This is a genomic window from Roseococcus sp. GW821-FHT12F05 (assembly GCF_058806835.1).
In genome coordinates, this window is record NZ_JBXAQB010000008.1 from 42594 (window position 1) to 69459 (window position 26866).

Here is a 26866-nt window from a genome sequence, read left to right on the forward strand (position 1 = left end):
CAAGCGGGGCGGCTCAGACCGTCACGTTCTTGATGTAGGTGTCCTTCTTCGTGACCTTGCCATCGCGGAAGGCATAGAGGTCGACGCCGTACCACTCGTTGACCTTGCCGTCCTTGCCGGTCGCCATGCGGTGCCACTGCGTCACCGCCTGGTCGTCGCCGATGAGGAGCGCCGGGGCGCGCGGCTTCCAGGCGGCATCCGGCGTCTCCGCGAAGACCTTCTCGAAGTAGCCGCGCACCTCGTCGGGGCCGGTGTAGGTGTCGCCCTTCAGATCGCCGACGGCGTTGATGAAGACGCCGTCATCAGCGAACATCGCGGCGATGCCGGCGGCATCATGGGCCCGAAAAGCCTTGCCGATCTCGGCGAGGATCTCGGTGACGGGGATCATGGTGGTGCTCATGCTGCTCTCCTGGGGTGGATTCAAAGACGGTCGCGCAGGCCGAGGCGCTGGATGATCGGCGCCCAGCGCGCATTCTCCGCCGCGATCAGCTGCCCGAGCTCCTCGGGCGTGCTGCCGAGCGCGGTCAGGCCCTGCGGCGCGAAGGCCGCGACCACGGCCGGATCGGCCAGCGCCGCATTCACCGCGCCGTTGAGCCGCCGCACGATCGGCGCCGGCGTGCCCGCGGGCGCGAACATGGCGAACCAGCCGCGCACGTCGAACTCAGGAAACCCCTGCTCGGCCACCGTCGGCACATCCGGCAGCAGCGAGAAGCGCCGCGGCGTGGTCACCGCCAGGGCGCGCGCGGCGCCGGCCTGGACATGCGGCAGCATGGCGAGCGTCGTCATCTGGAAGTCGAGCCGGCCGGCCAGCAGGTCCAGATCCGCCTGGGTGCCCGCGCGATAGGGCACGTTCTGCATGGAGATCCCGGCCATCTGGCTCAGCAGCTCCACGCCGAGATGGGTGATGTTCCCCGCGCCGAAGGTGCCGTAGTTGAGATGGCCGGGCCGCGCCTTCGCGAGCGCCACGAATTCGGCCAGGTTCCGCGCCGGGCTGCCCGGCGGCACGACCAGGAGATAGGCGTTCTCGGTCAGCAGCGAGACCGGCGCGAACTGCTCGGGGCGATAGGGCAGGTCGCTGCGCAGCAGGGGGTTGAGGCTCTGGCTGGTGCCGGTGCCCATGAAGACGGTCCGCCCGTCCGGCGCCGATTCGGCCGCGACCTGCGCGCCGATGATCAGGTTCGCGCCGGGCTTGTAGTCCGGCACGATGGTGACCCCGAGCGAAGCGCCGACCCGTTCGCCGACCATGCGCGCCACGAGGTCGGCCGTGCCGCCGGTGGCATAGGGCACCACGAAGCGGATGGGCCCGGGCGCCGCCGTCTGCCCATGCGCGACCCATGGCAGCGCGAGACCTGCGGCAAGGGCCGCGCGGCGGGAGGTGATCATGGCTCGAAGCTCCCGCGCATGGTGTCGACGGCGGCGCGAAGGCGCGGCGCCACCTCGGTTTCCAATCGTTCCGGCGACATGACATAGGCCGGCCCCGCCGCGGTGAAGGCGACGAGCATGCCGGTGACGGGCAGCCGCCACGGAACGGCGATGCTGTTCACCTCGGAATGCCAGAGGCCGAAGGAACGGCAATAGCCGCCTTCGTCGAGCTCGGCGGCGCCGCGGCGCGCCTGCTCGCGGAGTTGCGCACCGATGCCCCTGCCCTGGCCCGCCTCCTCGATGATCTGCTTCCGCTCGCCCGGCGTCGCCGCGCCCAGCAGGGCCGAGCCCGCCGCGGAATGCAGCACGGCGACGCGCGACCCCACGGCGAGCGAAAGCGCCACGAGGCCCTGCGACCGGCAATATTCGAAATAGACCAGCTCGCCGCCCTCGACATGCGCGGCGCCCATGCTGGCGCCCGTCTCCCGCGCCAGCTCCGCCATGATCGGACGTATCAGGCTGCGGAGCGCCGCGAAGCGCGTCACGCGCCCGGCCAGGACCAGCACGGCGGGCCCGAGGCGGAACTTCTGGGACAGCGGATCCGGCTGGAGGAACCCCGCCTCGACCAGCGTGTTCGTGGCGCGCGTCACGGTGGGACGCGGGAGGCCGGTCCGGGCCGCCAGCTCCTGGTTGCCGAGCCACTCGTCGTCCGCGGCGAAGGCGCGCAGGACATCGAGGCCCCGCGCCATTGCCATCGTCACCTGTCCGCCATCCGGCATCGTCGGTCCCTTGGGTTCGGCATTGGCTTAGCATTAATGGAAATGGAATTTCAATTCCAAATCTTCCCTTCGCCCGAGGCGGATCCGTGCCGCGCCTGAAACCTCGCGGCGCGGCACCGGTTAACCGCCCCAGGGTGGCGCGTGCAGTGCAGCATCCTCGGCCGGCGCCTGCCTGGCCGGAATCCGACAACCCGACCCGGAGGGCCGATGCTCGAGGATATCGACGACGCGGCGCGCGACATCATCGCCAAGGCGACCTGGGCGCCGACCTGGGTCATCAGCCTCATCGTCCTCGGCGTGTCGCTGGTGCCGGCGCTGGTCGCGCACCGCATCATCTTCCGGATCGTCAGCCGGGTGGTCGAGCACCGGGACCTGTTCTGGCGCTCCCTGGTGCAGCGGACCGAGGGGCCGACGCGCCTGGCCCTGATCGTGGTGGCGCTCAGCGTCGGCGCCAGCCTGGCGCCCTTCACCATGGAGCAGGCCGGCTGGATGCGGCACATCCTGGCCATCTGCTTCATCTGGCTCTGCGGCTGGGTGGCGCTGACGGCCCTGCACATCTGGACCACGGTCTATCTGCGCAAGTTCAAGCTCGATTCCGAGGACAACCTCCTCGCCCGGAAGCACACGACCCAGTCGCGCATCCTGAAGCGCGTGGCCGGCATCATGATCGTGCTGGTCACCGCCTCCGCCACGCTCATGACCTTCGACGGCGTGCGGCAATACGGCGTGTCGCTGCTGGCCTCGGCGGGCGCCGCGGGGATCGTGCTGGGCCTCGCGCTGCAGCCGGTGCTGAAGAACCTGATCTCGGGCGTGCAACTCGCGGTGACCCAGCCCATCCGGCTGGAGGACGCCGTCATCGTCGAGGGCGAGTGGGGCAATGTCGAGGAGATCACCTCCACCTATGTCGTGGTGCGCCTGTGGGACTGGCGACGGATGGTGCTGCCGCTCACCTACTTCATCGAGAAGCCCTTCCAGAACTGGACGCGGGAGAACGCCTCGCTGATCGGCACGGTGATGCTCTATGTCGACTACTCCGCGCCGGTCGCCGAGATGCGCGCGCAGTTCGAGGAGGTCGTGCGGGCGTCGAAGCTCTGGGACCGGCAGGTGGTGAACATGCAGGTCACCGACTTCCGCGCGGAGGTGATGGAGGTGCGCATGCTGATGTCGGCCAGCAGCGGCCCGCGCACCTTCGACCTGCGCTGCGAGGTCCGCGAGAAGATGATCGCCTGGCTGCACGCCGAATACCCGGCGGCCCTGCCCCGGCAGCGCGCGCAGATCGGGCGCCTGCCGCACAACGCCTCCTGGGTGGGTGGCAACTGACCTTCGACGCCTTCGCCCAGGGCCGCCGGGCGCCACCCTTCCCCGCCGAGCGATCGAGCGGCTCTACCTGATTTTACCTAGATTTACCTCCGATCCAGAGGCCGGGGCGATAGCCTGCGTCAGTCCCGAGATCCTCTCGAACCGACACTCAGCCGTCTCCCAAGCTGTGAAAGGCCCGTCGATGCCCAGCTTCGAAAACTCCGACGATCCCTCCCAGTCCGCCGATCGCCGCGGCATCATCCGCGGCGCCGGCGTCGCGACCCTCGCGGGGCTCGTGGTGCCGGCGGCATCGGTCGGCGCTCCGGCCGCCGCTCAGGGCCGCAGCGGCAGCGGCTCGGATCCCAACGCCGCCCCGCTCGGCAGCCGGCTGCAGGGCGTGCAGCATTTCGGCCTGACCGTGCAGAACATGGAGCGGGCCTACGAGTTCTATACGGAAGTCCTGGGCGGAACCGAGGTCTTCCGCCACGGCGATTTCCAGGGGCAGACGGTCCACAACGTGCTGATGACGGACCAGGAGATCGCCGCCGCCGAGCTCCGCGTGAATCCCAGGACGATCGGCGTGCCGGACCTCGCCGGCGGCGCCCAGCGCCTCGATGTGCGCTTCATCCAGTTCGACAATGTCGTGATCGAGCTTCTGCAATACCGGAATGCCGACCAGCCGATGGGCGGGCCGAACAGCTTCGCCGAGCCGCGGGACCACATGAGCCCCGCCTACCCGCGCTCCATGCACATCTGCTTCTATATTCGCGACGATGTGGACTTCAACGTCTTCATCCGCGATCTCGAAGCCGAAAGCGCCCGGCGCGGCATGACCCAGGTCAGGGCGAACCGGACCGTGACCGTCCGCAGCGAGGCCGCGCGTCTCGCGGCGCCGCTGGAGTCCCGTTCCAACCGCGTCACCGAAGCGCCGTCCGACGGCTGGGAGCTGATCTACTGCAAGGGCCCCGAGGGCGAGCAGCTCGAATTCGTCAAGGTCCTCGGGCCGGTCCGGCAAAGGTTCATGGCCGCATCCGAGGCGAAGCACAGGCAGATCGCCGGCCGCTGAGGCAGGTCCGAAGGAAGAGTCCCATGATTCCGAGAAGATGCCGGCACCTCGTCCTGAGTGCCGCCCTGGCTTGCATGGCCGCGCCCGCGGCGATCGCGCAGGAAGGCCCGGGCGCCGGCTATGCGCACGTCCCCGCAGGTGCCTATTCCGTCTTCGCGGAGGTGCGCGCGAAACCGGGAAGGGAAGCGGAGCTCCGTGCCGTCACCCTGCCCCTGATTGATGTCGTCCGGCGGCAGCGCGGCAACCTGGTGTACTTCCTCCAGGAGGACCGCGAGGCGCGAGGCCGCTTCCTCTTCTACGAAGTCTTCGCCTCCCTCGACGATTTCGAGGCGCATAACGCGTCACCCGAGGTGCAGGCCTGGTTCCGGAGATTGCCGGAGCTGGCCGAGGGAGGCGTTCGCGCCACACGCATGGAGATCCTTTCGGCTCCCGCGCGCTAAAGCATCTTCCGTTCGCAGCCGCTCACGGCAAAAGCTCCAGCCTCCTGTTTTGAGGGCATGATTCGCGCCTCCGGCGGATCCACCTGCGGCGATCATGCTCCAAGCGACCGGCCGCACCTCATCCAGCAGGATGATCCGGTGCGGCCGACGGCTGCGCCTGCCCTCGTCCCACTCGGATGCGCGATGCAGGCTAAGGCAGTTGTCGCTCCCCGGCGCTCCCGGGCGCCAGGGGTGGAGCGTGGACGAATCGCGGCTGAATCATATGGGCCAGCAGCTGGGCGAAGATGAGCGAGCCCTGACGGCAAGGAGGAAAATCGAAAGGGCGCGAATTGCGCGGCTCGGAGGGCCGGGTGAATCGAGACCTCGTGCATTCTTCCGGCCAGGCAATATATGGGCCATGAAATCGGCCCATTCCGGGCCGGACATGCCATGAAACCGGCCGAAGGGCCGGTGCACGTCGCCCAGGACAGAGGCAGCCAGACCCACGTGATGTCGCCGGAAACCACCCTGAAGCTGCGGCGCATCGCGCGGCGGATCTTCGCGCCTGTCGTGATCGTGCTCGCCGTGCTCTGGGCGCTGCTCGACGTCACGGTCTGGCGCTGGCTCTCGGCACTGGGACGGGTGCTGGCGCGCATCCCGCTCTTCGCCTGGCTGGAGCGGCTGGTGGAGCGGCTGAGCCCGGGCTGGGTGATCGCGGTCTTCGTGATCCCCTTCGTGCCGCTGGTGCCGATCCTGAAGCTGACCGAGCTCTGGCTGCTGGCCAACAAGCACTATGTCTCGGCGGTGGTGCTCATCGTCGGGACCAAGGTGGTCGGCGCCGCCTTCTCCACGCGGGTCTTCGCCATCGCCAAGCCGAAGATGATGCAGGTGCGGTGGTTCGCGCGGTTCTACGGCGGCGTCGCCTGGCTGCTCGACCTCGGCTATCGCACGCTGGACGGCATCCCCGCCTGGCATGCGACGCAGGAATGGGTGCATCGCGTGAAGCTGCGCCTCACCTCCGGCGGGCGCGGGCTGGTCCGGCGGAAGTGGGATTCGGCGTTGCGCTGGGTGCGGCGGAAGGCCTCCTAGGCCCCTTCCGCCGGATCGTACATCACGCCGGCCGCGGCGAAGCCGCCATCCACGTTGAGGATCTGGCCGGCAATGAAGTCGCAGTCGTCGCCGCACAGGAAGGCGACGGCGCCGGCGATGTCGGCCGGCGAGCCGTAGCGCTTCACCGCCATGCGATCGAGGAAGGCCGCGCGCTGACGCGGGCCGTGCGCGGTGCGGGCGATCTGCGTCGGGCCCGGCGCCACGCCGTTCACGCGGATGCCGAAGGGCGCGAGTTCCACGGCCAGCACCTTGGTCAGCGTCTCGATGCCGCCCTTGCTGGCGCCATAGGCCGCCCGGCCGGTGCCGCCGAACTGGCCGGAGACGGAGGAGATGGTGACGATGCGGCCGCCCTGCTCCCCTTCCCCGCCGCGCGACATGGCGCGCGCCGCGGCCTGGGCCGAGACGAAGCAGCCGACGAGGTTGGTGCGGATGATGCGCTCGAAGGCGGCCAGCGACATCTCCAGCACGGGGATGCGGTCGGTGATGCCGGCATTGCAGACGGCGATGCGCAAGCGGCCGAATTCTTCTTCCGTGGCCGCGACGGCGGCGGCGGCATCTTCGGGCGATGCCGCATCCATCTTGAAGGCGAGCGCCTTGCCCCCGGATTGCGTGATGTCGTCAGCGGTCTTCATCGCGGCGTCGAGGTTGAGGTCGGCGACCAGCACGCCGGCGCCTTCGGCCGCGAGCCGTGCCGCGATGCCCGCGCCGATGCCGGCGCCGCCGCCGGTGACGAGGGCCGCCTGTCCGGCAAACCTCATGGCGCGTCCTCCATGACGATGACGCGGGCGGGCGCGCCGTCGCTGTCCGGCAGCTTCAGGGGGAGGCCGATCACCGTGTTCCTCGGCTGGGTCAGCGCGCCCATGTTGCAGAGGTATTCGAACATGATGATGCCACGCGCGAGCAGGTGGTAGTGCGTGACGTGCTCGGGCAGCGGCGGGCGCTTCTCGCCGGTCAGGAAGAAGCGGATGCAGTGGTCCTGCGGGAAGTCGAAGCCGACGGCCTTGATGCCCTGCTCGCGCAGCCAGATGGAGGCCTCGGCGGTCATCCAGGGGGCGTTGAGCCAGAAGTCCGGCGTGTCGATGCTGGCGCGCTCGTCCCAGCGGGCGCGGATGAGGGCGAAGTCGCCGGGCTGGAGATGGGCACCGGCTTTCGAGAGGGCTTCGGCGGATATGGCAGTGTTGGCGGGCACGTCGGAAATGTCCACGACGGCGCCGGGGCCGGTGGTCATGTCGAGGCTGATGGCGTCGGTGGTGAAGCCGTCGGGGTCGACGTGGCGCGGGCTGTCCATATGGGTGAAGGCGTGGACGTTCCATCCCGCCCAGGTGGCCTGGCCGCCGCCGGTGTCGTGCGTCTTGGCGAAGCGGCGATCGACCTCCCAGCGGAAGTGGTTGGTCTTGATGGGCGTGGAGAGGTCAATCAGGCGTGGCATCGCGGTCTTTCTGATGAGGGTCCAGGGCAAAAAGCCCTGGCGGGGGGCTGGCCGCGAAGCGGAGACAGCGGGACGGAGGCCCTTCGTTTCAACCGTCCTTCCAGGGCCGCTCCCGCCAGAGTTGGCGCAGCGCCTCCTGCTCCCGGAACACGATCTCCCTGGTCTCGTCGGGGTTGCGGTACTTCAGCGGGATGAAGAGCCGTTCGGCTTCCGCGATCCAGAGCGGGTCGCGCATGGTGTTGGCGAACATCTCGGCCAGCCGGTCCTGGATGGCGCGCGGCGTGGCCGCCGGCACGACGAAGCTTCTGACAACGCCGGTGTCCAGCGGGTAGCCGGATTCGCGGAAGGTCGGCACGTCCGGCGCCATGTGGAAGCGCTCGCGGCCGGCGGTGGCGAGGGCCCGCACGCGGGATTCGCGCAGCAGGGCGATGCTCTCGCCCATGTTCATCGAGGAGATCTCGATCTGGCCGGCGATGAGGGCGGTGACGGCGGGCGCTTGGCCGGCGAAGGGGATGTGGTTGAGCTGGATGCCCGCCGCGCGCTCCAGCCCGATCATCAGCAGGTGATCGTCGGAGCCGATGCCGGCGGTGCCGACGGCGACACGGCCCGGATTGGCCTTCGCATAGGCGACGAGGTCGGCGACGCTGCGCCAGGGGCTGTTGGGCGCGACGAAGAAGCCGCCGGGATCCTCGACGACCGTGCCGATGAAGGCGAAGTCCTCCAGCTTGTACTGCGGCTGGCGCTCGATGGTGATGGTCTGCAGGCTCGGCGTGATGACGGTGCCGATGGTGTAGCCGTCGGGCGCGGCCTGGGCCATCGCGGTGTAGCCGATCTCCGCCCCGGCGCCGGGGCGGTTCACGATGACGAAGCGCGAGCCGGGAAGATGCCGCTGGAAGTGCGGCGGCATGGCGCGGACGTTGATGTCCGTGCCGCCGCCCGGCGGGAACGGCACGATCAGCTGGATGGGGCGGTCGGTCGGCCAGGCCGGTTGCGCGGAGGCGATTCCGGGCGCCGCGAGCGCGGTCCCGATCCCTGCGCCGAGGAGGCGGCGTCGCGAAGCTTCCATGGTCCCGTTCCCTTGTCCTTATACGCTTTCGCGACGCGAAGGCGGTGTTGGGAGCGAGAGTAGCAGCGCTTCCCGGCGCCGCAAGAAGCACGAAAGTCCGGCCGATTCACGCCTCGGGTCGAGGAGACCCGACTCGATGGACGGAGGTCAGGTCTCCAGCGAGATGGTGCAGTCCTCGCCGCCCTCGCGCCAGGTGCGCAGGCCGACCTCTTCCATGAAAGGCCATTGATCCTCGCTGACGCGGGCGAAGAGGTTCACGCGGGATTCGCCGCGCCAGTCGCGCACGGTCTCGGTGCCGTAGAACCAGCCGATCGCCTCGAAGCCCGTGACGTCGCGGTCGGACCATTCGCATGCATAGATCACGTCGCCCGTGGCGGCGTTGAGGATCTGGTTCTCGCGCGGCGGCTTCACCGGCAGGTCGAGCTTGGTGTGCGTCTCGCGGCCAGTCCAGCGGGCGTTGTAGGCCTTGATGGTGAGCGGCAGGTGGGGGCGGATCGCCTCCCAGGTCTTCGGCGCCTTGTCGAGCAGGATGCGCGCGGTGAAGAAGCCGCCGCGCGCGAAGGAGAAGCGAAGCATGGTGGACATGGTGATACTGCCTTTCTAACGGGCGGGCGCGATGTCGAGCGACGACCAGTTCACGTAGAAGCCGTTGGGCGCGGAGTAGCCGGTGATGCGCGGGCTGATGGCGCGCGGCGCGACATCATGCACGAACCAGATGAACAGCGCCTCGTCCACCATGCGCTCGTGGATGCGCGCCAGGGCCTTGTCGCGCTCCGCCGCGTCGAAGGTGACGCGGGCGGCCTGGCTCAGGCGGTCGAGCTCGGGGTCGTTGATGAAGCCCCAGTTGTTGGAGACCGGCGGCGCCATCCGGGAATCCGCGAAGCGCACCAGCGCGAAGAAGGGATCGATGGTGGCGACGCTGACATTGGTGGCGTTCGCGCCGCGCGCCACCGGCGCCCGCGGGCCCTCGCGCCAGTTGCCGAAGAGCGTGCCCCATTCCAGCGTCTCCAGCGTCACGTCGAAGAAGCATTCGCGCAGCGCGGATTGGATGTATTCGTTCATCGGCAGCGACTGCATCTGGCCGGAGCCCGCCGTGGTGACGAGGACCTTCACCGCCGCGCGGCGGCTCGCGGAATAGCCGGCCTCGCCCATCAGGCGCCGCGCCTCGTTCGGATCGAAGCGGAGCCGGAAGGAGGGGTTGCCGAACCACGGATGGTTGCGGCGCATCTGGCCATGGGCGAGCTCCGCGAGGCCGCCATTGAGGGTGACCAAGTCCTCGCGGTTCACGCCCAGGTTGGCCGCCATCCGCACGCGCTTGTCGCGCCAGGGCGAGCCCTCCAGCAGCGAAGGCTGCCAGGGCCAGACATGCACCATCTCGCTGCTGACGATCTGGAAGCCGCGCTGGCGCATCTGGGGGATGACGTCGGGCGCCGGCGCCTCGATCCAGTCCACCTGTCCCGAGAGCAGCGCGGCGGAGCGCGTGTTCACATCGGCGGCGGGGACGACGACGAGGCGGTCGAACTTCGCGCGGCGGCTCTCGTACCAGTAGTCGGGGTTCCTCACCATCTCGAGCCGCACGCGCGGCACGAAGGCGGCGAATTTGAACATGCCCGTGCCGGCGGGATCGCGCGCGAAGGCGTCCCAGGCCTGCACGGCGCGCTGCGCCGGATCGGTCACGCTCGCGGGCACGGCGGCCAGCTTGGCCTCCCAATGCGTCGGCGAGGCGAAGAAGAGGTTCACGAGGTTCAGCGGCAGGAAGGAATCCGGCTCCGAGGTCGTGAGGCGCACGGCGAGTTCGTCGATCTTCTCCGCCGTGCGCAGCGTGGGCATGCGGCCCACGGTGAAGCCGGCCTGCGCGGGATCGAATTGCGGCGCGCCCCGGTCCAGCAGCTTGCGGACGTTCCAGACCACGGCATCGGCATTGAAGGGCGTGCCGTCGTGGAACTTCACGCCGGCGCGCAGCCGGAAGACCCACTTCGTCCTGTCCGCCTCGTCGACCGCCCATTCCGTGGCCAGCATGGGCTCGATGCGCGTGCCGGTCTGGTAGTCCCAGGCGGTCAGCGCGTCGTACATGGTGAGGCCCGCGACGCGCACGCCCTCGAAGGCCTGGTCGGGCTGGCCATGGGTGCGCGGGATGTCGCCGGCGGTCATGGCGACGCGGATGACCTTCTCGGCCGGCTGGGCCCCGGTCGCCCGCGGCGCCGCCGCCGCCGCAATTCCCGCGGCGGCCTGGCCGAGCCGGCGCCGTCCGATGCTGTTGCTGCGAGCCATCAGCCACTCCGAAGCCAGGGTCAGCCGCGCTCCGCCGAGGCCTCGCGGCCCCGATCGATGACGCGCATTTCCCCGGCCCGAGCCGTTCCGACCCTGTGGGCGGCAGAAGGCTAGGGCCGCGGGAAGCCGGCCGGCAAGCCGCTTTGTACGGCTTGTCGGACAAGTTTTTTTGGCCGAGCCTCCAAGGTCTGCCGCGGGGGGACGCGAATGGTGAAGCTCGTCGAGACGACGGAACTGATGCGGCCCATCGCCCATTTCTCGCATGCCGCGCGGCTCGACGACGTGATCCATGTCGGCGCCACGGCCGGGACCAACGCCGCGCGCGAGCTGGCCGGCGAGGCCCCGGGCCGGCAGGATGCGGCGGCGCAGACACGGCAGATGTTCGACAACCTCGAGACCGCGCTGCGCCTGCTCGGCGCCGACATGGCGGATGTGGTGCAGATCAAGACCTACCTGGTCGACCTGCGCGACATCGGCACTTATCGGGCCATCTTCGCGGAACGCTTCGGCACGGCGGCGCCGAGCCATGCCGTCGTCGGCTCCTGGCACTTCCCTTTGCCGCAGGCGACGGTCGAGCTGGACGCGATCGCCGTGATCGGCGGCGCCTCGCGCGTCGAGGCCCTGCCCGACCTGGCGCCCCTGCCCTCGGGCGGGCCCAATGGCGGAATGGCGGCGGCGCGCCAGGTCTTCGCCACGGCGGTGCCGCTGGCCGCGAACGGCACGATCATCAGGGGCGACATCGCGCAGCAATCGGCGCAGGTGCTGGCCAATCTGGCGCAGGCCCTGCGCTCCCACGGTCTCGGCCTGGAATCGCTCTGCCGCCTGCATGTGACGCTGGCCGATCCGCGCCTCCTCCCGGACTTCGACGCGGCGTTCCGCGCGGTGGCGACGCCGCCCTTTCCGGCGCGCACCGTCGTCGCCGCGGCGCTGGAGGATGCCGACTTCCTCGTGCAGGTCGAGGCGGTGGCGGCGATGGACGGCTTTCGCGCGATCGGCGACGAGGACCCCGCGCTCGGCCCCGCCTCGCCCGCGGTGCTGGTGGGCGGGACGCTCTACACCAGCGCGCGGACCGGGCTCGCGCCGGACGGAAGCTTCCGCGACGTGCAGGCCCAGTCCGAAGTCGCCTGGGACAAGGTCGAGGCGACGATGGCGGAAGCCGGCATCGCACGGGGGCATATCCTGCGCACCAACAACCTGCTGGCGCACTGGCACCTCTTCCCTGGCTTCAATCGCGCTTATGGGCCGCGCGTCGAATGGCCCTACCCGCCGCGGACGACCGTGCTCGGGCAGATGGCGCATCCGATGGCGCTGGCGCAGGTGGAGGCCATCGCGCATGCGCGGGCCGGGCAGGCCACCATCCTGCAGGTGCCGCAGGAGGAATGATTTCGGTGGAATCGGTTCTGTCCGGCAGATTGAATGCATCCGCCGCGCAGCGGATGCGAAAGGAAGGAAGTTCCACATGAGCCTTCTCATCGGGCGACGCCCGTTCCTGCTCGCCGGCGGCGGCCTCGCGCTGCCCGCCATCGTCAGCGCGCAGACCACGCCGCCGAAGCCCGACCGCATCGTCGTCAACGCCTCGGGCGGGGCGATGAACTCCATCTTCCGCCGCAGCTACTTCGCGGCCTTCGAGCGCGAGTACGGCATCCGCGTGGTCGACACCTCCCCGGTGGATTTCGGCAAGCTCCGCGCCATGGTCGAGAGCGGCAATCCGGAATGGACCTGCACTGAGATCGGCGGCCAGGACGCGGTGCGCGCCAAGGAGATGAACCTGCTGGAGCCGATCGACCCCAGCGTCGTCGACCGCTCCGACTATCCCGAGGTTGCCAGGGATTCGCACATCCTCACCGCCTCGGCCTATTCCACCGCGCTCGGCTATCGCACCGACGTCTTCCGGAACGACAGCCAGCCCAAGGGCTGGGCGGAGTTCTGGGATGTCCGGCGCTTCCCGGGCCCGCGCTCGCTGCGCAACCACCCCACGGACAACCTCGAATTCGCGCTGCTCGCCGACGGCGTGCCGATGGACCAGATCTACCCGATCGACATGGACCGCGCCTTCCGCAGCCTCGACAGGATCCGTCCGCACATCACGGTGTGGTGGAGCACCGGCGCGCAGCCGGCGCAGCTGCTGGTGGACCGCGAGGTGGTGCTGGCCTCCGGCTGGAACGGGCGCTTCTACGAGCTCACGCGGCGCGGCGCGCCGGTCGCCACCGACTTCACCCAGGGCAGCCTGAAGAGCGGCGCCTTCGGCATCCCCCGCGGCACGCGGCAGGCCTATTGGGGCCAGCGCTTCTTCTCGGTGATGACCCGGCCGGAGCTGCAGGCGGTCTACACGACCGAGATGGGCTATCCCGGCCTCAACCGCCACACGATGGACCATGTGCCGCGGGAGCTGCATCCGCTGATGTGCACGGCGCCGGAGAACATCGGGAAGCAGTTCTGGCTCAGCGTCGAGTGGTGGACCGCCAATGCCGCCGCGGCGCAGGAACGCTGGAACCGCTGGATGCTGCGGCGCTGATCGCGTGAGGCTGGAAGTCCAGGGCATCGTCAAGCGGTTCGGCGCCGTCGCGGCGCTGAACGGGGTGGACCTCGCCGTCGAGGAGGGCGAGTTCCTCACCATCCTCGGCCCCTCCGGCTCGGGCAAGACGACGCTGCTGAAGTCGGTGGCGGGCTTCGAGGTGCCGGACGAGGGCACGGTCCGCCTCGGCGACAAGGACGTCACGACGGCGCCGGCGCGCCACCGCAATGTCGGCATGGTGTTCCAGAACTACGCGCTCTTCCCGCACATGACGGTGGCGGAGAACCTGGCCTTCCCGCTGGAGATGCGCCGCGTGGGCAAGGCGGAGATTATCAGGCGCGTGGCAGAGGTGCTGGCGCTGGTGGAGCTCGGCGGCTACGCGGAGCGGCTGCCGCGGCAGCTCTCGGGCGGGCAGCAGCAGCGCGTGGCCCTGGCCCGCGCGATCATCTTCAACCCTTCCCTGCTGCTGCTGGACGAGCCCTTCGGCGCGCTGGACCGCAAGCTCAGGGAATCGCTGCAGCTGGAGGTGCGGCGGCTGCAGCGGCGGCTGAAGCTCACCACCCTCTTCATCACGCATGACCAGGAGGAGGCGCTGGTCATGTCCGACCGCATCGCGGTGATGGACCAGGGCCGCATCCAGCAGCTCGGCACGCCGGGCGAGATCTACGATTTCCCGGTGACGCGCTTCGTCGCCAACTTCATCGGCGAGTCGAACCTGATCGAGGGGACGGCACAGGGCGGCGAGGTGAGCGTGCCCGGCTTCGGCGCGATGGTCCTGCCGAAAGCACCGCCTCCGGGCCCCGTCACGCTGCTGCTGCGCCCGGAAGCGCTGCGCCTCGGCGCCGAGGCCGAGGCGGCGCCCTGCCGCGCCACGGCAACGGTCATCGAGACGGTCTTCCTCGGCCTCTCCGTGAAGCTGCGCCTCAAGCCCGAGGGCGCGCCGGAGATGCTGGCCCGCCTGCCGCTGCGCCCCTCCGACCCGCCGCCGGCCGCGGAGGGCACCACCATCGCCATCGGCTTCCGCCCGGAGGACGTGCATGTCGTCCCCCGGGACTAGGCGCGAGCGCGCGCTGCTGCTGATGGGCCTGCCGGCCCTGCTGCTGCTCGGCGTCCTCTTCGCCTGGCCGGTGCTGCGGCTGCTCTCCATGTCCGTGGAGGGCGGCTCGCTCGAATATCTCCAGCGCGCGGTGCTGGACGAGCTCTACCTCTCCGTCCTGCTCGACAGCCTGAAGATCGCGGGCCTCGTCACGATCATCTGCCTGGTGGTCGCCTATCCCCTCGCCTTCTGGCTCACCCGCGCGAGCCGGCTCGGCCTCGCGCTCGGCCTGTTCGCGCTGCTGCTGCCCTTCTGGACGAGCGTGCTGGTGCGCACCTATGCCTGGATGGTGCTGCTTGGCCGGAGCGGCGTGATCAACCGCATGCTGCGCGACTGGGGGCTGATCGAATATCCGATTCCGCTGATGTACAATCTCGGCGGCGTGCTGATCGGCATGGTCCATGTGCTGCTGCCCTACATGGTCTTCCCGATCTACGCGGCCCTGCTGCGCATCGACCCCGACCTGCCGCGCGCGGCCGAAGGCCTTGGCGCGCCGCGCTCGGCCATCTTCCGCCGCGTGATCCTGCCGCTCTCGCTGCCCGGCGTGGCCGCGGGCTGCGCGCTGGTCTTCGTGCTCTCGCTCGGCTTCTTCATCACGCCGGCGCTGCTGGGCGGCGGGCGCGTGATCATGATCGCGATGCTCATCGAGCAGCAGGTGCGCGAGCTGCTGGACTGGCCCTTCGCCGCCGCACTCTCGCTGGTGCTGCTGGTGGTGACGCTGGCCGTCTACGCCGCCATCAACCGGCTGACGAAGGGGGCGCGCCTTGCCTCGTGATCGCCACGGCGGGGTAGGAAACTGGCTGCTCGCGGGTTTCGCGACGCTGGTCTTCGTCTTCCTGATGCTGCCGCTGCTGGTGGTCTTCCCGATCTCCTTCTCCTCGGCCTCCTACCTGCAGTTCCCGCCGCCCGGCTTCTCCTGGCAATGGTACGAGCGCTATTTCGGCGATCCGGACTGGATCGATTCCACGATCCGCAGCCTCCAGATCGCGACGCTCTGCACGGCGCTCTCCATGGCGCTCGGCGTGCCGCTCTCCTTCCTGCTGGTGCGCTCGCGCCGGCGCGGGATCTGGCTGCTGGACCGTCTGGCGGCCGCGCCCATCATCGTGCCGACCATCATCCTCTCCATCTCGATCTACAGCATCTTCTCCCGCCTTCAGCTCATCGGCGAATGGTACGGCATCGCCGTCGCGCACACCGTGCTGGCCCTGCCCTTCATCGTGATCCTGGTCGGCGCGGGGCTGCGCGGCTTCGACGAATCGCAGGAGCAGGCGGCCATCGGCCTCGGCGCCTCCTGGGCGACGGCGATCTGGCGCATCACCCTGCCGCAGCTCCGGCCGAGCCTGATCTCGGCGGGATTCCTCGCCTTCATCTCCTCCTTCGACGAGCTCGTGGTGGCGATGTTCCTGTCGGGCGCCGAGAAGACGCTGCCCAAGAAGATGTTCGACAATATCATGATGGAGATCGACCCGACCATCGCGGCCGTCTCCGTCACGCAGATCCTGCTGGTCGCGGTCTGCCTCGGCCTCACCACCCTGTTCGGCAAGGGCGCGCTGGCCACCACCCTGTCGCGCTGAAAGAACCCCATGGACGCCATCTTCCATCCCGACTTCAAATCGACGCCCTATTGGTGGGACGACCTGCCCCCTGAGGAGCCGCCCCAGGAGGACCTGCCCGCGCGGGCCGACGTCGTGATCATCGGCGGCGGCCTCACCGGGCTCAATTGCGCGATCGAGCTGGGCCGCGGCGGCGCCAGGGCCGTGGTGCTGGAGGCGGAAAAGCTCGGCTACGGCGCCTCCACGCGCAACGGCGGCGGGGTCTCCGGCGGCAACTCCATCGGCAAGGGGCTGTCGGGCTCCAAGGGCCGCTCCGGCGAGAGCGCCGACGAGCTGGTGAAGTCCATGATCGGCGATGCCGTCGAAGGGCTGAACCACATCGAGAGCATCGTGAACAGAGAGAAGATCGACTGCTTCTACGAGCGCACCGGCCGCTTCATCGGCGCCTTCACGCCCAGGCACTACGCCGGCATGGAGGGCAAGATGGCCCAGCTCAACGATCTCGCCATGGCCGACGCCCACATGGTCCCGCGCGAGCGGCAGCGCGAGGAGATGGCGTCGGACTACTATTACGGCGGCATGGTCATCAACCGCACCGGCAAGATCCATCCGGCGCTGTACCATTGGGGCCTGATGGAGGCGGCGCGGCGCTACGGCGCCACGCTGGTCGGCCACACCCGCGCGGGCAAGCTGACCAAGCTCGCCGACGGCTGGCGCGTGGAGACCGACCGCGGCCCGATCGAGGCGCGCGAGGTGGTGATCGCCACCAACGGCTACACCGGCGGCATCACGCCCGACCTGAAGCGGCGGCTGATGCCCATCGCCTCGCACATCATCGCAACCGAGGTGCTGGACCCGGAGCTGGCCGCGAGCCTCATCCCCAAGAAGCGCACGCTGGCCGACAGCAAGCGCATCCTCTGCTACTACCGGATGTCGCCGGACGGCACGCGCGTGCTCTTCGGCGGGCGCGCGAAGTTCACGCAGGTCTCGCCCGAGGTCTCGGCGCCGATCCTGCGCGACATGATGCTGATGCGCTGGCCGCAGCTGAAGGGCGTCCGCATCACCCATGCCTGGACGGGCAACGTGGCCTTCGCCTTCGACTACCTGCCCCACATGGGCCAGACCGAGAAGGGCCTGCACTACGCGCTGGGCTGCAACGGCTCGGGCGTCGCGATCCTGTCCTATCTCGGCGCCGAGATCGGCAAGAAGATCCTGGGCCAGGCGAACCGCGTGATCTCCTTCGACGGCCAGGATTTTCCCACCAAGCCCTTCTACACCGGCAACCCCTGGTTCCTGCCGATGGTGGGCAACTGGTACAAGTTCCGCGACTGGCTGGACCGCACGCTGGCCTGAACGCCGGACTGGCATGCCAGCCGCGGACCCGGCAGAATGACACCGGGATGACGCAGCAGGCCACGACACGGGAGGAGGACGCGCCGGCGCGCCGCGGCCGCCCGCGCTCGGTTGCCACGACGCGGGCCATCCTCGAGAGCGCCTACCACCTGATGGCGACGGCGAGCGCGGCCGCCACGACCATCGAGGCCATCGCGCGGCACTCCGGCGTCTCGAAGATGACCATCTACAAATGGTGGCCGTCGCGCGAGGCACTGCTCATCGACGCCTTCCTCGACCACGCCTCCGCCATGCTGCCGCTGGCGGGCGAAGGCCCGGCCCTGCCGCGCGTCATCGGCCATGCCGAGCGCTACGCGGCGGCGCTGCAGGAGGAATTCGGCCGCGTGCAGCTCGCGGTGATCTCCGAATGCATCGCGAGCGCCGGCTCCGCCGAGCTGTTCCACGAGCGCTACATCGGCTTCCGCCGCAGCGCGATCGCCGCGATCATCGCCGAGGGCCAGGAGGACGGCAGCATCACCGGCGCCGCCACGCCGGGGATGCTCTTCGACGCGATCTACGGCAGCCTCTTCTACCGCTACGTCTTCCGGATCGAGCCGCTGACGCCCGCCTATGCGCGCGAGCTGGCGGAGTTCGTCCTCGCGCCGCGGTAGCGCGCGCGGAACCAGGACCAGGTCTCGCGCGTCACGCGCCGGTAGCCCTGCCCCTTGTAGGTGATCTCCTGCGCCACGGCGCGGTGCAGCTCCGGCAGCGCGTGGAAGGGCACCGAGGGATAGGCGTGGTGCTCGGCATGGTAGGGCATGTTCCAGGCGAACCAGCGCAGGAAGCCGTTGGTGAAGGTGGTGCGCGTGTTGTCGAAGGCGCTGCGCGTCTCGTCGCAGCCGACATGCTCGGCATAGAGGTAGGGGCGGAGCATGAACTGGCCCATGAGCCAGGGCAGCAGCCAGGTCCAGAGCAGCAGCGCGCTGCCGGCCCAGACCGAGCCGATCAGCGCCGCCGCGTAGATCGCGAGGTAGATGCGCGCCTCGCGGACGACCAGCGCCTTCCTGCCGGCCGGCACCCAGGGGAAGAACACGTCGCCTCGCGCGTGCCGCGCCATCAGCCGCAGCCGCCCGGCGGCCTGCATCAGCCCGGTATAGGCGATGGCGAGCCAGGTGTCGGAATGCGTCGGCACGGCCACGATCAGCTCGGGGTCGCGCTGCGGATCCTGGGTGTGGCGGTGATGCTCCCAGTGGAAGAGGATGTAGTACTCGTAGGGCTGGGCGATCAGCACCGCCGAGAGGTAGCCGAAGAACGTGTTGAGGAACGGGCTGCGGAAGGCCGTCTTGTGCGCCGTCTCGTGCATCATCACGAAAAGGAAGGCCACGAAGAAGCCCTGCGCGACCATCAGCGGCAGCGCCCAGAGCACGCCGTAGCGGGACGAGACGAGCCAGATCAGCCAGCCCAGCAGCAGGATCATGCCGAAATGGCTGCCCGCCCGGACCAGCCCGGGCAGGTCCGTCTTCGCCGAGAGCGCACGCAGGGTCGCGTGGTCGACGGGGCGTTTCGCGGCGGTGAAGCTCTCCATGATCCGTCTCCTCAAGCGGGGTGACCGAAGGCGCGAAGGCGCCGGAGGTCTGCATCCCGCGGCAAAGCATTCATCTCGCGAGCAGGGCCGAGACCTCGGCGTTGAGGAAGGCACGATCCGCGGGGATCGCGACGGGATTGCCGGCGCGATGCCCGTAGTCGGACGGGATGGGCCGGAAGGTGACGGTGGCAGCGTTCACCAGCTTCGGCAGGTCGGCCTCGTTGTCGCGCCAGTCGAAGTAGCGGTCGGTGCTGCCGGGCATGAGCAGGACATGCGCCGTCACGGCGGCCAGGGCCTGGTCCATGTCGCCGCCGAATGCCGCGCAGGCGCTGATGTCGCCGGCCTGCCAGATGGCGATCTGCGCCAGCAGGTCGTTGGCGTCGCGCCGCGCGAAATTCGTGTCCCAGGCGCGGACCAGGAAATCCTCCAGCGAGGCGAAGCCGCCCTCGCGCCAGAGTTCGTCGCGGTAGAAGCCGTGCGACAGCGCCCAGCCGGCATAGACGCGGCCCATGGCGCGCAGCCCCGCCATCGGCTGAGAGACGAAGCGGCCCTTCTGGAAGGCGGGATCGGCGGTCAGCGCGGCCTTCGCGCCCTCGAGGAAGACGTGGTTGTAGGGCGAGCAGCGCGCGCTGCCGCAGACGATCGCCGCGCGCTCCACCATGTCGGCATGGCAGGCGGCCCAGTGATAGGCCTGCATGCCGCCCATCGACCAGCCATAGACCAGCGCCAGGCGGGAGATGCCGAAGCGCTCGACCAGCAGCCGGCGCTGGACCGCGACCGCGTCGTGATAGGTGACAGGCACGTAGCCCGGCGCGTTGGAGGGCGAGGAGGACAGCCCGTTGCCGAAGAGGTCGGCGACGACGATGAAGTGGCGCTCCGGATCCAGCGCGCCGCCGGGCTGGTTCAGCCAGTCGATCTCCTGGTGCTGCGCGCCGAAGGAGGTCGGGTAGAGGATGACGTTGTCCTTCGCCGCGTTCAGCGTCCCGTAGGTCTGGTAGGCCAGCCGCATCGACGGAAAGACCACGCCGGATTGCAGCGTGACGTCGCCGGCCTCGAAGATCTGGTGGTCCGTCATGGCGGTCTCGGCAGCTCCCTCGTGCGGCCCGATTTACTGGACTTATAGTCCAGTAAATCGGGCCGGCTTGCAAGCGGAACATGCAAGAAGCCCACCGCGCGACCGGGCCGCGCGGCGTCTCCGCATCATATCCCATTCCGTCAGAAGCTTATGCGATCCCGATCAGCACGATGATGCTGGCTATGACCGGCAGCAGCAGGCCCATCGGGCCGATCCAGACCATCGCCACGCCGCCCAGCAGGCAGCCTGCCGCAAAACCCAGCAGCACCACCGCGACCCGCCGCAGCCGTCCCAGCCCGTCCGGCGGCAGCCGCCCGGTCATCCAGTCGGAGAGGTCCATCATCGCGGCCGTGGTGTTGCCGGTCATGATGGTGGTCGGCATCGCCGTGGGAAAGGAGATGCGCATCAGGGCGTTCTGGATGCCCATCGCCGCCACGGCGAGGCTCGCGACCAGGATCAGCTCGGGGCTGTCGGCGTGCTCGAAGGGGCCGAAATACACCGCCCCGAGCCAGAAACCCGCCAGCAGCAGCGTCTTGGCCAGGATCAGCTTCCGCTCGGGCCGTTCCCATCGGCGCGCCATCTGGCGGGCCAGGATCACCGAGAGCATGAAGACGGGAAAGGTCGCGAGCTTGGCCAGCAGGCCGCCCGTGCCCAGCACCAGCGCCGCGCCGATCAGCACGAAATTCCCCGTGACATGGGCGGCGAAGACGCCGTGCAGCGATACGAAGGTGGCGGTGTCCACGAAGCCCGCGATGCCGGCCAGCAGGGCCGTGTGGAAGGGGTTCAGCGTCGGGGCGGCGGAGCTCAAGGTCGGGTGTTCCCGCGGAGGTCCCACCATGCCACGAGCAGGAAAGCGCCCACCAGCCCGAGATGCTCGAAGAAGCCGTTGGCCATCATGAAGCGCTCATGGCCCGCCGGCAGCTCCCAGAAGCGGTTGGCGATGAAGGTCGCCGCCAGGGTGAAGGCGCCGAGCGCCAGCGCGCCCAGCCAGCGCAGCCGCCCCAGCAGGATGAACAGCGAGGCGCCGAGCTCCAGCGCGATCGTGCTGGTCGCGACGAGGATGGGCAGCGGCAGGCCGAAATGCTCGGCCTCGGCGACCGCGCCGGAGAAGTCGAGCAGCTTGTTCAGCCCGCCCTGGATATAGGCGGCGCAGAGCCCGAGCAGCCCGAGGAGGAGCGGCCAGCGGGCCTTGGTGAAGGCTTCCATGGTCACACCGCCCAGCAGGAGCAGCCGAGGCCGCCCCAGAAGCGCGCCATGTCCGAGACCGGCAGCGAGGCGCCCCAGGCGCTGGCGTGGTCGTGCCCGTGCACGCCGCAATTGGCGGCGCAGCCGCAGGCCGTGCGGCTCGCTGCAGTGACGGCCTCGGCCGTGAAACGCGAGCCGCCCGCCTCGGCGCGGCGCTGGTAGCCGCCGAAGCTCTTCACGGGCGACCACTCGGGCAGCACGGGCAGCGCCGGAGGGGCGAGATCGGAAAAGTCGCCGACGCCGAAGACCGGCTTGCCGCCCAGCAGGGTCAGCACGGCTTCGATGTCCTGAATCCGGTCCTCCGGCACGGAGAAATAGTCCTCGGAGAGCACGGCGAGGTCGGCGAGCTGGCCGACGACGATCTGCCCCTTCTTGCCCTCCTCGGTGGAGAACCAGGTGTTGTTCTCCGTCCAGAGCCGCAGCGCCTGCTCGCGGTCCAGCCGGTTCTGCGGCGGATAGAGCCGCAGCCCGCCCAGCGTCATGCCCGACACCATCCAGGCCAGCGAGACCCAGGGGTTGTAGGAGGCCACGCGCGTCGCGTCCGTGCCGCCGCCCACCTTCACGCCGGCCGCGAGCATGCGCTGGATGGGCGGCGTGCGCTCGGCCGCCTGGGCGCCGTAGCGCTCGACGAAATACTCGCCCTGAAAGGTCATGCGGTGCTGCACGGCGATGCCGCCGCCCAGCGCCGCGATGCGGTCGATGTTGCGGTCGCTGATGGTCTCGGCGTGGTCGAAGAACCAGTGCAGCCCGTCGAAGGGCATGTCGCGGGCCACCTTCTCGTAGACGTCGAGCGCGCGGCCGATCGTCTCGTCGTAGGTGGCGTGCAGCCGCCAGGGCCAGCGGTTCTCGACCAGCTTGCGCACCACGGCCTCGAGCTGCGGCTCCATCTCCGGCGGCATGTCGGGGCGCGGCTCCCGGAAATCCTCGAAGTCGGCGGCGGTGTAGACGAGCATCTCGCCGGCGCCGTTGTGGCGGTAGCTGTCGTCGCCCTGGCCGGGACGCACCATCGAGCCCCAGCTGGTGAAGTCCGAGAGCTCCGCGCCGGGCTTCTGGGTGAAGAGGTTGTAGGCGATGCGCAGCGTCAGCTCGCCGTCCGCATGCAGCTTGTCGATGATCTGGTAGTCCTCGGGATAGTTCTGGAAACCGCCGCCCGCATCGATGGCGCCGGTGACGCCGAGGCGGTTCAGCTCGCGCATGAAGTGGCGCGTGGAGTTGAGCTGCTGCTCCGGCGGCAGCTTCGGGCCGCGCGCCAGCGTGGCGTAGAGGATGCCGGCATTGGGCCGCGCCAGCAGCAGGCCGGTGGGCTCGCCGGAGGGATCGCGCTGGATCTCGCCGCCCGGCGGGTTCGGCGTGTCCTTGGTATAGCCCACGGCGCGCAGCGCGGCGCGGTTCAGCAGCGCGCGGTCGTAGAGATGCAGGATGAAGACGGGGGTATCCGGCGCTGCGGCGTTCAGCTCGTCCAGCGTCGGCAGCCGCTTCTCGGCGAACTGATGCTCGGTGAAGCCGCCCACCACGCGCACCCATTGCGGCGGCGGCGTGACCTCCACCTGGCGGCGCAGCATGGCCATCGCGTCGGAGAGCGAGCGCACGCCGTCCCAGCGCAGCTCCATGTTGTAGTTCAGTCCGCCGCGGATGATGTGCAGATGGCTGTCGATCAGCCCCGGGATCGCGCGGCGGCCGCGCAGGTCGATGACCTTCGTGTCCGGCCCCGCCGTCGGCAGGATCTCCCTGTTGTCGCCCACGGCGGAGAACCGCCCGCCCGCAATGGCCACGGCCTCCGGATTCGGATTGCCCCGGTCCAGCGTGGTGAAGCGGCCGTTGGTGAGGATGATCTCGGGTGCGGCGGTCTGGGCCATGGCGGGGCCTCCGATGAGGGTGGAGAGTCCTAGCTGCGCGGTGTGTCGGCGGGTGAGCATGCTGGCGTTTCCTGACTGTCCTGGGCGCGGCCAGGCAGCGTTCCGAAGATGTGTGCGGCGCAGTCCTGCCGGAGCACGCCGAGGGTCAGCCGCTCTCCGCTCCAGAGCCGCTTCGCGATGGGGGCCACCTGCTCTCCCGCCAGCATGCCGAGCAGGCCGAGCAGCGCGATCACCGGCGGCGCCGGCGAGCGGACCCCCAGCGAGCCGTAGAGGATGCCGACCAGCAGGCCGACGCCGAGGGAGAGCAGGTAGTTCATGGCCTCAGTGGCCTTCGCTGCCGCCGAACATGGTCTTGGCGTAGATGATGCCGAGGCCGTAGGCGCCGCCGTACTTCTTCGCGATGCCGGTGGTGAGCTCGTAGGTCTCGCCGCGCGCCCAGTCGCGCTGCAGCTCCAGCATGTACTGCAGCGCGGTCATCGGCCGCGCGCCGGCCTGCACCATGCGCTCCATCGCGCGCTCATGCGCCTCGTCGGAGACGTCGCCGCAGGCATCGGCGATGACATAGACCTCGAAGCCCTGGTCGATCGCGGACAGCGCGGGGCCCACGATGCAGACCGAGGTCCAAAGGCCGGACAGCACGATGCGTCCCTTGCCGATGCGGTTCACCTCGGCGATCACGCCGGCATCCTCCCAGGTGTTCATGCTGGTGCGGTCGAGCATCTTCTGGCCCGGGAAGGCCGCGCCGATCTCCTCGAACATGGGCCCGGAGAAGCTCTTCTCCGCGACCGTCGTGAGGATGGTCGAGACGCCGAAGCCCTTGGCGGCGTTGGCCACGAGGGCGGCGTTGTTGCGCAGCATCACGGCGTCGATCGACTTCGTCGCGAAGGACATCTGCGACTGGAAATCGATCATGATGAGCGTGTGGTCGGAGGGCGTCAGCAGCAGCTTTCCGGGGGTGGGAGATGCGGTCGGCATGGTCTTGCTCCTTGGCTCGCGGCGGCGTGAGATGGGGCCGCCGAGCGCATTAGAGGCACGCCGCGGCCCGCCACAACCAGTTACCCGGCAATCACTATCCGTTTTGCGGCGAGGAGCTTGCACATGAGTGACCTGAACGACGCGCATGACGCCGGGGGAACCGGGCTGCGCCCCATCCCGGCCGGCTGCGCCATGGACCGGGTGCTGAAGTTTCTGAGCCGCGAGTGGCTCGCCCATGTGGTCCGCGCGCTCGGCCAAGCCGGCGTGCTGCATTTCGGCGCGCTGCGCCGCGCCCTGCCGGAGCGCATCTCGGCCCGTATGCTCGCGGCGCGGCTGAAGGAGCTGCAGGCGCTCGGCCTCGTCGCGCGCAGCCAGGGCAACGACGCGCTGCGCAAGGTCGAGTACCGGCTGACGGAAGAGGGCGCTGCGCTCGACGCCATGCTCGCCCGCTTCCAGGCCATGGTGGAATCCACGCCGCTGCCGGCGCGGCTGCGGGAGCCGGCCGAATGAGCAACCGCCCCTCCCCTTCCGCGTTCCCCAGCCGCACGTCCTGGATGGCCGCGATGAAGAAGTTCCTGGCCCTCGCCGCCACGGTGCTGGTGCTCGGCGGCGGAGCGCTCACGCTCTTCGCCTGCGAGAGCGCCACCCTGCCCGTCAGCGCCGGGATCGGCCCCCGGCCGCAGCTCCCGCCGCCCAACCCGACGCTGATCCCGACGGTGAACATCGCGCCCGCGGTGGGCTGGGCGGGGGAGGCGAAGCCGGTGCCGGCCCCGGGCCTCGCCGTCGCGGCCTTCGCGCGGGACCTCGACCACCCGCGCAACCTGCTCGTGCTGCCCAATGGCGATGTGCTGGTCGCCGAGACCAACGCGCCGCCCAAGCCGGAGGACGGCACCGGCATCCGCGGCTTCGTCATGCGCCGCATCATGGCGCACGCCGGGGCGGGCGTGCCCACGCCCAACCGCATCACCCTGCTGCGCGACGCCGACGGCGACGGCGTCGCGGAAACGCGCGCGCCGCTGCTGGAGGGGCTGAACTCGCCCTACGGCATGGCCTTCGTGAACGGCCGGCTCTTCGTCGCCAACACCGACGAGATCCGCAGCTTCCCCTTCGAGCCAGGCCAGCTGCGCATCACCGATCCAGGCACCCGGCTCGTCGCGCTGCCGGGCGGGCCGATCAACCACCACTGGACGAAGAACATCGTCGCCAGCCCGGACGGGCGCTTCCTCTATGCGAGCATCGGCTCCAACAGCAATGCCGGCGAGAACGGGCTCGCAGTGGAGCAGGACCGCGCGCAGATCTGGGAGGTGGAGATCGCCACCGGCAACCACCGCGCCTTCGCGACCGGGCTGCGCAACCCGAACGGCCTCGCGATGGCGCCCGGCAACCCGCCCGTGCTCTGGACCGCCGTGAACGAGCGCGACGAGATCGGCAGCGACCTCGTGCCCGACTACATGACCTCGGTGCGCGACGGCGGCTTCTACGGCTGGCCCTTCAGCTATTACGGCCAGCATGTGGACGAGCGCGCGCAGCCGCCGCGGCCGGACCTCGTGGACCGGGCCCTCGTGCCGGACTATGCGCTGGGGGCGCACACCGCCTCGCTCGGCCTCGCCATCACGGCGCGGAGCGGGTTGTCGGCTCCCTTCATCGCCGGCGCCTTCGTGGGGCAGCACGGCTCGTGGAACCGGCGGCCGCCGAGCGGCTACAAGGTGATCTTCGTGCCCTTCGCGAACGGCCGCCCGCAGGGCGAGCCGATCGACGTGCTGACCGGCTTCCTCGACGCCCAGGGCAACGCGCAGGGCCGGCCCGTGGGCGTGACGCCGGACGGGCGCGGCGGGCTGCTGGTGGCGGACGACGTGGGCAACGTCGTCTGGCGGGTCACCGGCGCGCGGTAGCAGCCGCTGGGAAGGGCGGCTCGGGCTGCACTGTCGAGGCGAAAGGGCTCCGCCCTCTCGCACTCACCCGCCAGGACTACAAGTCCCTGGACCCTATCAATTCGGTGGCGCCCTCAACGGCGCAGCCATGCAGCCGTCAGGCGCCGACGATCACCGCGCCGCCGAAGGTCGTCTCGACGAAGGCCTTCACCTCCGGCCGCGCATAGGCCTGCGCGATCCGCCGCGCCCAGGGCGCGTTCTCGTTCGCGCGGCGCACCACGACGAGGCAGGTGTACACGCTCTGCTCCGTCTCGCGCGCCAGCGCGTCGCGCAGCGGGTTGAGGCCGGCCGGCACGGCGTAGTTGCCGGTGATGGCGCCGGCATCCACATCCTCCAGCGCGCGCACGATGGTGGCGGCCTCCAACTCCACGATGCGGATGCGCTTCGGGTTCGCCACGATGTCCGCGATGGTCGCACGGTGGTCCGCGCCGGGGCGCAGCGTGAAGGCGCCGTTCTGCGCGAGCAGCAGCAGCGCGCGTCCGCCATTGGTCGGATCGTTCGGGATCGCGACGCGCGCGCCGCTCGGCAGCGCCTCGATGCTGCGGTGCTTCTTCGAGAAGACGCCCATCAGGGTCAGCACCGTCTTGCCGACGGGGACGAAGTCGTAGCCGCGCTGGGCCCGCTGCGCCTCCAGGAAGGGCAGGTGCTGGTAGGCGTTGGCGTCGAGGTCGCCGGCCGCCAGCGCCGCGTTGGGCTGGATGAAGTCGCCGAACTCGACGGCGCGGGTGAAGAAGCCGTCGGCGGCCAGCAGGTCGCGCACCTTCTCGAAGGTCTGGGCATGGACGCCCTGCGTCACGCCGACGCGCACGGGGCGGGCCTGCGTGCCGGGCTCCGCGGACTGGGCGGCGGCGAGGCCGGGCAGGAGCGCGGGCAGGGTCAGGATGGAACGGCGCAGCATGGGG

29 protein-coding genes are annotated in these 26866 nt (G+C 69.8%); 13 read left to right on the forward strand and 16 right to left on the reverse strand.

What is annotated here, in order from left to right; all coding sequences use genetic code 11:
• Nucleotides 1-13: 13 nt before the first annotated feature.
• The 3 genes from AC1ROY_RS19540 to AC1ROY_RS19550 are packed head-to-tail and all read right to left on the reverse strand — an operon-like array spanning nucleotide 14 to nucleotide 2117.
• Complete coding sequence (locus AC1ROY_RS19540) at nucleotides 14-400, reverse strand: nuclear transport factor 2 family protein (RefSeq protein ID WP_493150544.1); 387 nt, start codon at nucleotides 398-400, stop codon at nucleotides 14-16.
• Nucleotides 401-420: 20 nt separating this feature from the next.
• Nucleotides 421-1383, reverse strand: a complete 963-nt coding sequence (locus tag AC1ROY_RS19545; RefSeq protein ID WP_493150545.1) for a Bug family tripartite tricarboxylate transporter substrate binding protein — start codon at nucleotides 1381-1383, stop codon at nucleotides 421-423.
• A complete protein-coding gene (locus AC1ROY_RS19550; RefSeq protein WP_493150751.1) occupies nucleotides 1380-2117 on the reverse strand; it encodes an IclR family transcriptional regulator in 738 nt (245 codons plus the stop codon). Before AC1ROY_RS19550 ends, AC1ROY_RS19545 begins: the two co-directional genes overlap by 4 nt.
• Before the next feature lie 231 nt (nucleotides 2118-2348).
• Here AC1ROY_RS19550 and AC1ROY_RS19555 point away from each other — a divergent pair, with 231 nt between their 5' ends.
• From AC1ROY_RS19555 to AC1ROY_RS19570, 4 genes are all read left to right on the forward strand, one after another.
• Complete coding sequence (locus AC1ROY_RS19555; protein WP_493150546.1) at nucleotides 2349-3461, forward strand: mechanosensitive ion channel family protein; 1113 nt, start codon at nucleotides 2349-2351, stop codon at nucleotides 3459-3461.
• 181 nt (nucleotides 3462-3642) lie between these two features.
• On the forward strand, nucleotides 3643-4506 hold the full coding sequence (locus tag AC1ROY_RS19560) for a VOC family protein (RefSeq protein ID WP_493150547.1): 864 nt from the start codon (nucleotides 3643-3645) through the stop codon (nucleotides 4504-4506).
• Nucleotides 4507-4529: 23 nt separating this feature from the next.
• The gene (locus AC1ROY_RS19565; RefSeq protein WP_493150548.1) at nucleotides 4530-4946 is read left to right on the forward strand and encodes a putative quinol monooxygenase; all 417 of its coding nucleotides are present in this window, start codon (nucleotides 4530-4532) and stop codon (nucleotides 4944-4946) included.
• Nucleotides 4947-5375: 429 nt separating this feature from the next.
• Complete coding sequence (locus AC1ROY_RS19570) at nucleotides 5376-6014, forward strand: hypothetical protein (RefSeq protein ID WP_493150549.1); 639 nt, start codon at nucleotides 5376-5378, stop codon at nucleotides 6012-6014.
• Here the strand turns inward: AC1ROY_RS19570 and AC1ROY_RS19575 are convergent.
• The 5 genes from AC1ROY_RS19575 to AC1ROY_RS19595 all read right to left on the reverse strand — a co-directional run bounded on the left by AC1ROY_RS19575 (nucleotide 6011) and on the right by AC1ROY_RS19595 (nucleotide 10801).
• The gene (locus AC1ROY_RS19575) at nucleotides 6011-6793 is read right to left on the reverse strand and encodes an SDR family NAD(P)-dependent oxidoreductase (RefSeq protein WP_493150550.1); all 783 of its coding nucleotides are present in this window, start codon (nucleotides 6791-6793) and stop codon (nucleotides 6011-6013) included. The genes AC1ROY_RS19570 and AC1ROY_RS19575 overlap by 4 nt on opposite strands.
• Nucleotides 6790-7464 (reverse strand): cyclase family protein, encoded by a 675-nt coding sequence (locus tag AC1ROY_RS19580; RefSeq protein WP_493150551.1) that lies wholly within the window; start codon nucleotides 7462-7464, stop codon nucleotides 6790-6792. Before AC1ROY_RS19580 ends, AC1ROY_RS19575 begins: the two co-directional genes overlap by 4 nt.
• An 88-nt stretch (nucleotides 7465-7552) precedes the next feature.
• Nucleotides 7553-8530 (reverse strand): Bug family tripartite tricarboxylate transporter substrate binding protein, encoded by a 978-nt coding sequence (locus AC1ROY_RS19585; RefSeq protein ID WP_493150552.1) that lies wholly within the window; start codon nucleotides 8528-8530, stop codon nucleotides 7553-7555.
• A 147-nt stretch (nucleotides 8531-8677) separates the two neighbouring features.
• Entirely contained in the window at nucleotides 8678-9115 is a 438-nt protein-coding gene (locus AC1ROY_RS19590) for a DUF3830 family protein (protein WP_493150553.1), read from the reverse strand.
• Between the two features lie 15 nt (nucleotides 9116-9130).
• Entirely contained in the window at nucleotides 9131-10801 is a 1671-nt protein-coding gene (locus AC1ROY_RS19595; RefSeq protein ID WP_493150554.1) for an ABC transporter substrate-binding protein, read from the reverse strand.
• A gap of 207 nt (nucleotides 10802-11008) precedes the next feature.
• Here AC1ROY_RS19595 and AC1ROY_RS19600 point away from each other — a divergent pair, with 207 nt between their 5' ends.
• From AC1ROY_RS19600 to AC1ROY_RS19630, 7 genes are all read left to right on the forward strand, one after another.
• Entirely contained in the window at nucleotides 11009-12184 is a 1176-nt protein-coding gene (locus tag AC1ROY_RS19600; protein WP_493150555.1) for a RidA family protein, read from the forward strand.
• Between the two features lie 76 nt (nucleotides 12185-12260).
• Nucleotides 12261-13316 (forward strand): ABC transporter substrate-binding protein, encoded by a 1056-nt coding sequence (locus AC1ROY_RS19605; protein ID WP_493150556.1) that lies wholly within the window; start codon nucleotides 12261-12263, stop codon nucleotides 13314-13316.
• Between the two features lie 4 nt (nucleotides 13317-13320).
• Nucleotides 13321-14373 carry an ABC transporter ATP-binding protein gene (locus tag AC1ROY_RS19610; RefSeq protein WP_493150557.1) on the forward strand — a complete coding sequence of 351 codons (1053 nt, stop codon included), beginning with the start codon at nucleotides 13321-13323 and terminating at the stop codon, nucleotides 14371-14373.
• Nucleotides 14354-15187 carry an ABC transporter permease gene (locus tag AC1ROY_RS19615; protein WP_493150558.1) on the forward strand — a complete coding sequence of 278 codons (834 nt, stop codon included), beginning with the start codon at nucleotides 14354-14356 and terminating at the stop codon, nucleotides 15185-15187. The genes AC1ROY_RS19610 and AC1ROY_RS19615 overlap by 20 nt, the downstream gene beginning before the upstream one ends.
• The gene (locus AC1ROY_RS19620; RefSeq protein WP_493150559.1) at nucleotides 15177-15986 is read left to right on the forward strand and encodes an ABC transporter permease; all 810 of its coding nucleotides are present in this window, start codon (nucleotides 15177-15179) and stop codon (nucleotides 15984-15986) included. Before AC1ROY_RS19615 ends, AC1ROY_RS19620 begins: the two co-directional genes overlap by 11 nt.
• A 9-nt stretch (nucleotides 15987-15995) precedes the next feature.
• On the forward strand, nucleotides 15996-17318 hold the full coding sequence (locus tag AC1ROY_RS19625) for an NAD(P)/FAD-dependent oxidoreductase (RefSeq protein WP_493150560.1): 1323 nt from the start codon (nucleotides 15996-15998) through the stop codon (nucleotides 17316-17318).
• A gap of 47 nt (nucleotides 17319-17365) precedes the next feature.
• Nucleotides 17366-17968, forward strand: coding sequence for a TetR/AcrR family transcriptional regulator (locus AC1ROY_RS19630; RefSeq protein WP_493150561.1), 603 nt, complete (start codon nucleotides 17366-17368; stop codon nucleotides 17966-17968).
• Here AC1ROY_RS19630 and AC1ROY_RS19635 read toward each other — a convergent pair.
• The 7 genes from AC1ROY_RS19635 to AC1ROY_RS19665 all read right to left on the reverse strand — a co-directional run bounded on the left by AC1ROY_RS19635 (nucleotide 17926) and on the right by AC1ROY_RS19665 (nucleotide 24033).
• Nucleotides 17926-18882 (reverse strand): fatty acid desaturase, encoded by a 957-nt coding sequence (locus AC1ROY_RS19635; RefSeq protein ID WP_493150562.1) that lies wholly within the window; start codon nucleotides 18880-18882, stop codon nucleotides 17926-17928. The genes AC1ROY_RS19630 and AC1ROY_RS19635 overlap by 43 nt on opposite strands.
• A gap of 70 nt (nucleotides 18883-18952) precedes the next feature.
• Nucleotides 18953-19957 (reverse strand): alpha/beta fold hydrolase, encoded by a 1005-nt coding sequence (locus AC1ROY_RS19640; protein ID WP_493150563.1) that lies wholly within the window; start codon nucleotides 19955-19957, stop codon nucleotides 18953-18955.
• Between the two features lie 148 nt (nucleotides 19958-20105).
• Nucleotides 20106-20765: a YoaK family protein gene (locus tag AC1ROY_RS19645; protein ID WP_493150564.1), complete on the reverse strand. Its 660-nt coding sequence runs from the start codon at nucleotides 20763-20765 to the stop codon at nucleotides 20106-20108.
• Nucleotides 20762-21163, reverse strand: a complete 402-nt coding sequence (locus AC1ROY_RS19650) for a DoxX family protein (RefSeq protein WP_493150565.1) — start codon at nucleotides 21161-21163, stop codon at nucleotides 20762-20764. Before AC1ROY_RS19650 ends, AC1ROY_RS19645 begins: the two co-directional genes overlap by 4 nt.
• Nucleotides 21164-21165: 2 nt before the next feature.
• On the reverse strand, nucleotides 21166-23118 hold the full coding sequence (locus AC1ROY_RS19655; protein ID WP_493150566.1) for an amidohydrolase: 1953 nt from the start codon (nucleotides 23116-23118) through the stop codon (nucleotides 21166-21168).
• A complete protein-coding gene (locus AC1ROY_RS19660; RefSeq protein ID WP_493150567.1) occupies nucleotides 23088-23375 on the reverse strand; it encodes a DUF1427 family protein in 288 nt (95 codons plus the stop codon). Before AC1ROY_RS19660 ends, AC1ROY_RS19655 begins: the two co-directional genes overlap by 31 nt.
• 4 nt (nucleotides 23376-23379) lie before the next feature.
• On the reverse strand, nucleotides 23380-24033 hold the full coding sequence (locus tag AC1ROY_RS19665; RefSeq protein WP_493150568.1) for a hydrolase: 654 nt from the start codon (nucleotides 24031-24033) through the stop codon (nucleotides 23380-23382).
• 123 nt (nucleotides 24034-24156) lie between these two features.
• Between AC1ROY_RS19665 and AC1ROY_RS19670 the strand changes: the two genes are divergently transcribed.
• Entirely contained in the window at nucleotides 24157-24543 is a 387-nt protein-coding gene (locus AC1ROY_RS19670) for a winged helix-turn-helix transcriptional regulator (protein ID WP_493150569.1), read from the forward strand.
• 53 nt (nucleotides 24544-24596) lie between these two features.
• A complete protein-coding gene (locus tag AC1ROY_RS19675; RefSeq protein ID WP_493150570.1) occupies nucleotides 24597-25925 on the forward strand; it encodes a PQQ-dependent sugar dehydrogenase in 1329 nt (442 codons plus the stop codon).
• 136 nt (nucleotides 25926-26061) lie between these two features.
• On the opposite strand, the gene AC1ROY_RS19680 is transcribed toward AC1ROY_RS19675, so the two are convergent.
• Complete coding sequence (locus AC1ROY_RS19680; RefSeq protein ID WP_493150571.1) at nucleotides 26062-26862, reverse strand: MetQ/NlpA family ABC transporter substrate-binding protein; 801 nt, start codon at nucleotides 26860-26862, stop codon at nucleotides 26062-26064.
• Nucleotides 26863-26866: the final 4 nt, after the last annotated feature.